The sequence below is a fragment of the Saccharopolyspora sp. NPDC050642 genome (assembly GCF_040654735.1).
GTDB lineage: Bacteria > Actinomycetota > Actinomycetes > Mycobacteriales > Pseudonocardiaceae > Saccharopolyspora > Saccharopolyspora elongata.
Window position 1 is genome coordinate 1 of sequence record NZ_JBFAIN010000037.1, and the last position, 9,788, is coordinate 9,788.

Annotated in this window: 1 protein-coding gene; it reads right to left on the bottom strand. The window is 68.6% G+C overall.

The features are described 5' to 3' along the window. Positions 1-9,781 (bottom strand): amino acid adenylation domain-containing protein (locus AB0H93_RS35675; RefSeq protein WP_358579250.1); only part of this gene is annotated, 9,781 nt, incomplete at its 3' end. Positions 9,782-9,788 lie beyond the last annotated feature (7 nt).

Consider the following 9,788-nt stretch of genomic DNA (forward strand, 5'->3'; position numbering starts at 1 on the left):
GCAGATAGGCGGCCCCGGCCTTGAGGACGGCCAACACGGCGACGACCATGTCGACCGACCTCGGAAGCGCCAGCGCAACAACGGATTCCGGCCCAGCACCCCGTGCGACCAAACAACGAGCGAGCCGGTTCGCCCTCGCATTGAGCTCCGCGTACGTCACCGACACACCACCACACACCACAGCCGTGGCCTCCGGCGCCCGCACAACCTGAGCCTCGAACAACTCCGGCAGTGCGACCTCCGGAACCTCGACCTCGGCCGCGTTCCAATCCGCGAGGAGCCGACGGCGTTCCGCCTCGAAGAGGACATCGATGCGCCCCACCCGCTGGTCCGGATCTTCGACAGCCGTTTCGAGGATGCGTTGGAGGCGGCTGGCGAGCGTCTCGACGGTGGCCTGCTCGAAGACGTCGGGGCGGTAGCCGAACCGCAGTTGCAGCCGCTCGCCGGGCATCACCGCCAGGTTGAGGGTGTAGTGGGTGGCGTCGAGGCTCTCCGCCGACGTCATCCGCAACTCGCGCATCGGATTCGACAGTTCATCGAGGTCGATCGGATGGTTCTCGTAGACGGTGGCGGTGTCGAACAGCTCACCGGTACCCACCTGGCGCTGGATGTCCGCCAGGCCCAAGTACTGGTGGTCCAGCAGCCGCGCCTGCTCCGCCTGCAACCGGACCAGCATCTCCGCGATGGTCTCCGACGGATCCAGCCGGACCCGGACCGGGATCGTGTTGATGAACAGGCCCACCATCGACTCCACCTCCGGAAGCTCCGGAGGACGACCAGACACAGTGGACCCGAACACCACATCCCCGCGACCGGTCCACCGACTCAGCAGCAGCGCCCACACGCCCTGCACCACCGTGTTCAGCGTCAGCCCGCAGGACCGGGCCCATTCCACCAGCCCTGCGGTCAGCTCCGCGGGCAACTCCAGCGAGAACCGCTGCGGTACGACCGGCACCCGATCCCCAGAGCCGAGCAACAACGGCTCGACACCCTCCAACGCCTCCCGCCACGCTCCCAGTGCCGCGTCGCGGTCACGATTGCTCAGCCACGCCAGGAAGTCCCGATACCTCTTCGGCATGGGCAAGTCACCGTCATCGCCGCGTCGCTCGTACAACGCGAACAATTCACGCACCAGCAACGGAAGCGACCAGCCGTCCAGCACGAGGTGGTGAGTGGTCACCACCATCCGGGACCGCTCCTCGCCGAGGCGGACCAACATCATCCGCAGCAGCGGCCCTCGCTGCACGTCGAACCCGGCAGCCCGATCCCGCTCCAGCAGCCGGGCCAGCTCGCGCTCGGTCTCCGCACAGGACGACAGATCCACCTCGGTCCAGCCGATATCAGACTCCCTCGGCACGACCTGGACCGGACGACCCAGCCCCTCGTGAATGAAGCACGCCCGCAGATTCGGATACCTCGCGAGCAGCACATCCCCAGCACGCCGCAACCTCTCGCCATCCACCTCCCCCGACAGCTCGAAGACCAGCTGCACCGAATAGACATCATTCGAGCCGTCATCGAAGACGGCGTGGAACAGCAACCCTTCCTGAAGCGGCGACAGCGGAAGGACATCCACCACCCCACCGACCGCCTCCTCCACCAGCCGAGCCTCAGCCGCATCGAGCACGACCAGCACCGGATCGGATTCGCTGGATTCGTCCGAGGTGTCCGGCGCGGTCTCGAGCACCCCCGCGACGGCCGCCAATGCCGCCGGCGTTCTGTGCTCGAACACGTCGCGAGGGGTGATCACCAGTCCGGCGCTTCGGGCGCGGCTCACCAGCTGCATGGACCCGATGCTGTCCCCACCGAGGTCGAAGAAGTTGTCCCCGACGCCCACCTCCGGCAGGCCTCGGATCTCGGCGAACAACTCGCAAAGCAGTTCCTCGCGCGGTGTCCGCGGTGACGCTTCCGCCGGTCCGGAGTTGAAGTCCGGAGCGGGCAGCGCCTTCCGGTCCAGCTTCCCGTTGGCGGTGAGCGGAAGACGCTCCAGGGGCAGCACTGCCGAAGGGACCATGTAATCCGGCAGGCTGCGGGTCAGGTGATCCCGCAAGTCCGCAGGGTCTAGTTCGCCCGTGCGAGCCACGACATAGGCGACCAGGCGCTTCTCCCCCGGCCGGTCTTCTCGTGCGGCCACCGCGCACTGCGCCACCGCCGGATGAGCAGCCAGCACCGCCTCGACCTCACCCAACTCGATCCGGAAACCACGAACCTTGACCTGATCATCAACCCGGCCAACGAACTCCAACTCACCATCCCGGTTCCAACGAGCCACATCCCCGGTCCGGTACATCCGCCCACCCGCAGGACCGAACGGATCAGCCACGAAACGCCCCGCCGTCAACCCAGGACGCCCGAGATAGCCCCGCGCCACCCCGGAACCCGCGATGAACAACTCACCTCGCACACCAGGCGGTACCGGACGCAGGCCCGCATCCAGGACGTAGACGCGGGTATTGCCCAGTGGTCGGCCGATGGACACCGAACCCGTTCGGTCGACTTCCGCCGCGGTCGACCACACCGTGGCCTCCGTCGGCCCGTAGAGGTTGACGACCTCACCGGCCAACATCCCCAGCCGGGTCGCCAGGTGCTCCGGCAGGGCCTCGCCGCCGGTCAACACCCGCAGCCCACGCAACATCGCCGGAGTCTCGGCCGCCACGACCTGCCACAGGGCAGGCGTGGCCTGCATGACCGTCACACCCCACTCGGCAACCAACCCGGCCAACGCGGGCGGATCCGCCAGCTCAGCCTTGGTCGCGACCACGACCGAGGCGCCGGCGAGCAGCGGCGCCAGCAACTCCACCACGGCGATGTCGAACGACAACGTCGTCACCGCCAGCAACCGATCCCCGGGTCCTGCTTCCAACCACGGATCGATCGCCGCAACGAACCCGCACACATTCCGATGAGTGACGACCACGCCCTTCGGCCGCCCCGACGAACCCGACGTGAACAACACGTACGCCGCATCATCGGGACCCGCTCCGGCCCGGTCTCCGCGAGTGAGCTCCGCATTCGAGAACCCGGCCACCACGAGCGCAGTACCCGGATCATCCACCACGAGAACCGGAAAACCCGGTGGCATCGCGTGTTCGGCTTCGACCGTCGTCACCACCAGCACCGGCTCGGCGTCGGCCAACATGAACCCGATGCGCTCGGCCGGAAAGTCCGGATCGACCGGCACATACGCAGCGCCCGCCTTGAGCACCGCCCACACCGCCACGACCATCTCGACCGACCGCGGAACCGCAAGCCCCACAACACAACCCGGCCCGGCACCACGATCGATCAGACACCGAGCAAGCCGATTCGCCCGAGCGTTCAGTTCCGCATACGACACCGACTCATCACCGCACACCACCGCAGTGGCATCCGGCGACTCCGCAACCTGGACCTCGAACAACTCCGGCAAGGTCGACTCGGCGACGACCACACCTCGCCCGTTCCACACCTCGAGCAACCGATCCCGTTCGGCGCCGATGAGAACGTCGATCTCTCCTAGCCGAACGTCCGGGTCTTCGACAACGGCTTCCAGCACGCGCACCAGTCGGGCAGCGAGTTGTTCCGCGGTGGCGAGATCGAACAGATCCGTGCTGAACTCCAGCTCACCGGCGAGGCCCCCACCACTCCGCTCGGTCAGCTCAACGGTGAGATCGAACTTCGCCGCCGCACCATCCACCGGCAGGGATTCCACTCCAGCGCCGGCGATCTCCAGATCCGTCTGCTCAACGTTCTGGAACGCCAGCATCACCTGGAACAGCGGATGCCGAGCCAGCGACCGCTGCGGGTTGATGGCCTCGACGAGACGCTCGAACGGCAGGTCCTGATTGGCATATGCGGCCAGGTCCGTCTCCCGGACCCGCGCCAGCAGCTCGCGGAAACTCGGATCGCCCGATGTATCGGTCCGCAACACCAACGTGTTGACGAAGAACCCCACCAGGTCCTCGGTCGCCTGCTCCGTACGCCCGGCGATCGGGCTCCCGATCGGAATGTCCTCGCCCGCACCCAACCGCGTCAGCAACGCGGCAAGCCCGGCCTGCACCACCATGAACACCGTCGCCCGGCACTCACCGGCCACACCCGCCAAGCCCGCGTACAGCCCCGGTGATACGTCGAAACCCAACCGCTGACCCGAATGCGAAGCGACCGCCGGACGAGACCGATCCACCGGCAGAACGATCTCCTCCGGAAGGCCGCGGAGCTCGTCCTTCCAGAACTCCAGCTGGCGAGAGATCAGACTGCCCGGATCTTCCCCACTGCCCAGCACTTCCCGCTGCCACAACGCAAAATCCGCGTACTGTACCGGCAAGTCCTGCCAACCCGGTTCCTCACCGGTGCGCCGCTTCGCATACGCCGCGCCCAAATCCCGCAGCAGCGGCACCACCGACCACCCATCACCGGCGATGTGGTGCAACACCACCAACAAGACGTGGCCGCCTTCGGCGACGTCCCACAAGCGCACCCTGATCGGCGGCTCCACACCCAAGTCGAAAGCCTGCCGGGCTTCCTCGGCCATCACCCGAGCGACCTCGTCGGCGGCGATCTCCGGTACTTCGGTTCCGCCGGCCGCCAGCTCCCACGCGGTTCCGGTGTCCAGGATCCGCTGCCGAGGAACATCGTCCTCGTCCTGCGGGAAGACCGTCCGCAACACCTCGTGCCGCGCCAGGACGTCCCGCGCCGCTTCCTGCAACGCCAGGATGTCGACCTCGCCGGACAGCCGCCACGCAAGCGGAATGTGGTACGCCGAACCAACCGCGTCCAGCTTGTCCACGAACCACAACCGGTACTGCGCGAACGACAACGGCACCCGCTCCGGCCGAACATCAGCGACCAAGCCCCGGACAGCACCCGCCAGTACGTCGCTGCTCTCCATCCGCGCAGCAAGTTCGGCGACCGTTGGCGCCTCGAACACCGCACGCACCGACAACTCCACACCGCACTCGGCACGGATGCGACTCACCAACCGGGTCGCCAGCAACGAATGCCCGCCCAGATCGAAGAAGCTGTCGTCGACCCCCACCCCCTCCACGACCAGCAGCTCGGCGAACAACCCGCACAACAACGCCTCGCGCGGCGTCCGAGGCGGCACGTTCCCCGCCGCGGGGCCGAGATCCGGTGCAGGTAACGCGCGGCGATCGAGCTTCCCGTTGGCCGTCAGCGGCAGATCATCCAGCACCACCACTGCCGAGGGCACCATGTAGTCCGGAAGGCGTCCGGCCGCGAACGCCCGCACCTCGCCCGGGTCGCAGCCGTGAGCATCGGCCACGACGTAAGCCACCAGCCGCTTGTCGCCGGGCCGGTCCTCGCGCGCGACGACCACGCACCGCGCCACCCGAGGATGCGCGCCCAGCGCGGCCTCCACCTCGCCCGATTCGATCCGGAAGCCACGAACCTTCACCTGGTCATCTGCCCGGCCGACGTACTCCAGTTCGCCGTGCCGGTTCCAGCGGGCCAGGTCCCCGCTGCGGTACATCCGCCCACCGGCCTCGCCGAACGGGTCGGCGACGAACCGCTGCCCGGTCAGCCCGGGTCGCCCGGCGTAGCCCCGCGCCACGCCCGCGCCGGCGACGTACATCTCGCCCACCACGCCCACCGGCACCGGTGCCAGGTTCGCGTCGAGCACGTGCACCCGCAGGTCGGCCAGGGGCCGACCGATCCTGCCGCGCCCGCCATCACCGGCCCCGATCTCGGCGTGGGTGACGTGCACGGTCGTCTCGGTGATGCCGTACATGTTCACCACCACCGGGCCCCGACCGTCACCCCGATCCGGAACCCGGCTGCTATCCAGCGCCTCACCGCCCAGGACCACGTACCGGACGCAGCCCCGCTCCCAAAGCCGACCGTCCTGAGCTTCTCGCACCAGCTGGTAGAACGCCGACGGCGTCTGGTTCAGCACCGTCACGCGCTCCCGGACCAGCAGCTCGGCGAACTCGCCGGGAGACCGCGACACCTCCCACGGGACGACCACCAGCCGACCGCCGCACGAGAACGCGCCCCACAACTCCCAGACCGAGAAGTCGAACCCGTAGGAGTGGAACAAGGTCCACACGTCGTCGGGGCCGAAGCCGAAGCGGGCTCGACCGACCGCCAGCAGCCGCGCGACGTTGGCATGGGTGACGACCACGCCCTTCGGCCGCCCCGACGACCCCGACGTGAACAACACGTACGCCGCATGACCGGTATCCAGCGGAAGTGCGCGATCCGCATCGGAAAGATCGGCACCCGACATCCCGGCCACCACCTCGGCGGCGGCCGGATCGTCAACTGCCAGCACCGGGAACCCGTGTCCGCGAGGTAGTCCGGCCTCGGCCCCGCGGACCGTCATCACCAGCGCCGGATCGGCGTCGGCGAGCATGAACCCGATGCGCTCGGCGGGCTGGTCCGGATCGATCGGCAGGTACGCGGCACCCGCCTTCAACACCGCCAGCATTCCCACGACCATCTCCACCGACCGCGGGAACATCAAAGCCACCACGGAATCCGGGCCGGCGCCGCGGTCGGCCAAGTGCCGAGCAAGCCGGTTCGCGCGAGCGTTCAACTCGGCGTACGACACCGACTCGTCGCCGCAGACCACCGCGACGGCATCGGGCGAATCCGCCGCCTGGGCCTCGAACAATGCCGGCAGGGTCGACACCGGGACGTCCGGCGTTCCATTCGAGCGTTCGAGGAATCGATAGCGCTCGTCCTCGGTCAGGACGTCCATGTCGCCGACCCGGACATCCGGGTCGACGGCAGCCGTTTCCAGCACGCGCACCAGCCGGGCGGCGAGTTGTTCCGCGGTGGCACGGTCGAACAGGTCCGTGCTGAATTCCAGCTCACCGGCGAGCCCCGCACCACGCCGCTCGGTCAGCTCGAAGGTCAGATCGAACTTCGCCGAACCGTCGACCGCCGACAGGGCTTCTGCCTCGACGCCGGGCAAGCCGAAGCTCGCCTGGTCGACGTTCTGGAACGCCAACATGACCTGGAACAGCGGATGCCGGGCAAGAGAGCGCTGCGGGTTCAACGCCTCGACAAGCCGCTCGAAAGGCAGGTCCTGGTGGGCGTACGCAGCCAGATCCGACTCGCGGACGCGCCCCAGGAGCTCCCGGAAGCTCGGATCGCCCGATGTGTCGGTCCGCAACACCAGCGTGTTGACGAAGAACCCCACCAGATCCTCGGTCGCCTGCTCCCTACGACCGGCGATCGGAGTTCCGATCGGAATGTCCGCACCCGCACCCAACCGCGCCAACAACGCGGCGAGCGCGGCCTGCACCACCATGAACACCGTCGCCCGGCACTCACCGGCCACACCCGCCAAACCCGCATGCAGCTCCGGCGAGACTTCAAAACCCACCCGCCGACCCGAATGCGAAGCGACCGCCGGACGAGACCGATCCACCGGAAGAACTATCTCCTCCGGAAGGCCGCGGAGCTCGTCCTTCCAGAACTCCAACTGACGCGAGATCACACTCCCCGGATCATCTTCACTCCCCAGGACTTCCCGCTGCCACAACGCGAAATCCGCGTACTGCACCGGCAAATCCCGCCAACTCGGCACCTCACCAACGCACCGCGCGGCATACGCCGCGCCCAAATCCCGCACCAGCGGGACGACCGACCACCCATCACCGGCAATGTGGTGCAACACCACCGACAGCACGACCTCTTGCTCGTCCACCACGAGAATCCGCGCCCGAACCGGCACCTCGTGGGACAGGTCGAACCGCTGCTCCGCGTGGTCGGCCACGACCCGATCGACCTCACCAGCCGAAGCGCGCAACACCGGAACGTCCAGGACGCTCCGCGCGCTGTGGAGCACCTTCTGCTCCGGCACGCCCCCGACCTCGGGCAACACCGTCCGAAGTGCTTCGTGGCGGTCCACCACGTCCCAGACCGCCTCGCGAAGGGCCGGAACGTCGACCTCGCCGGTCAGCCGCCATGCCAGCGGAATGTGGTAGGCCGAACCAGCGGCTTCGAGCTCGTCGACGAACCGAAGCCGGTGTTGGGCGAACGACAGCGGGATGCGCTCCGGCCGGTCCCCGGCCACCAACGGCAGACTCGCCCCACCCTCCTGAGCGCCGACCTGCGCAGCGAGCTCCGCCACCGTGGGCGCCTCGAACACCGCACGCACGGACAACTCCACACCACATGCGGCGCGAACACGACTCACCAACCGCGTCGCCAACAGCGAGTGGCCGCCCAGCTCGAAGAAGCTGTCGTCAACCCCCACCCCCTCCACGCCCAACACCTCGGCGAACAACCCGCACAGCAGGTCTTCGCGGGGCGTGCGGGGGCCCCGCCCCTTCCCGGTCGCGACCTCCGGAACCGGCAACGCGCCCCGGTCGACCTTCCCATTGGTGTTCAACGGAAAGCGTTCGAGGACCACGACCGCCGAGGGCACCATGTAGTCCGGTAGGAGCCGGGCCGCGTTCGCCCGCACCTCGGCCGGCTCGCACCCGTCCGGCCCGGCGACGACGTACGCGACCAGCCGCTTGTCTCCCGGCCCGTCCTCCCGGGCCACCACCACGCACCGCGTCACCCGGGGATCGGCGCTCAGGACGGCCTCGACCTCGCTCAACTCGATCCGGAAGCCGCGGATCTTGACCTGGTCGTCGGCGCGCCCGACGAACTCCAAGGCACCTTCCGAGTTCCAGCGGGCCAGGTCCCCGGTCCGGTACATCCGGGAGCCGGCGGAGAACGGGTCCGCCACGAACCGCTCGGCCGTCAACCCGGCACGCCCCCAGTACCCGCGCGCCACCCCGGCACCTGCGACGTACAGCTCTCCCACCGCGCCCGGAGGCACCGGTCGCAGGTCCGCGTCCAGCACGTGCGCACGCGTGTCGTCCAGCGGACCGCCGATCGGGACACCGTTCCCCAGTTCCGTGCCTGGGCGCACCACATGGCTGGTCGCGAACGTCGTGACCTCCGTCGGGCCGTACCCGTTCACCAACGTCGTCCGCGGGCAAGCGTCCAAGACCCGGCGGAAGGCCGCGGCCGAAGCGGCTTCCCCACCTGTCCACACCTCACCAACCTCGGCGAAGACCTCTGGTCGTTCGTCCGCCAAGACGTTGAAGAGGGCTGCGGTGAGCCACAGTCCGGTGATGCGGTGTTCCGCGATCAAGCGATCCAGCGCATGAGCGGTCAGGTCCCCCGGCGGCGCGACCACGACCCGGCCGCCGCGCAGCAGCGGAACCCACAACTCGTACGTCGACGCATCGAAGGCGCTCGGCGAGTGCACCAGGACGCGCTCGTGCTGCCCGGAGTCCCATGCGCTGTCCGACGCGAGCGCCACCACGTCGGCGTGGGTGGTCGCGACTCCCTTCGGCAGCCCGGAAGAACCGGACGTGTACATCACGTACGCGAGCTGCCGAGGATCGCGTGGAACCGCGGGTTCCGGTACCGCCCGGTTGGCCCCGTCGTCGAGCACGACGACGTCGATCGACTCGACGAGCTCCGGTGCGGCATCGTCCGTCAGCAGCAACGACGCTGCGGAGTCCCGCAGCATGAAGCGAATGCGGTCCGCCGGGTGACGCGGGTCCAGCGGAACGTACGCCGCGCCCGCCTTCAGCACCGCGAGCAACGCCACGACCAGATCCGCGGAGCGGTCCAGCAGCACGGCCACCCTGGTCTCGCTTCCCGCACCACGCTCCAAGAGGAGTCCGGCGAGGTCGTCGGCGCGGGTGTTGAGCGCGGCGTAGGTCAGCGTGGCGTCCTCGGCCACCACCGCGATCGCTTCCGGAGCGCGAGCGGCCTGCGCCTCGAACAGCTCTGGCACCGTGTTGCCCCGGACAGGATTCAACGCCACCAAGGCC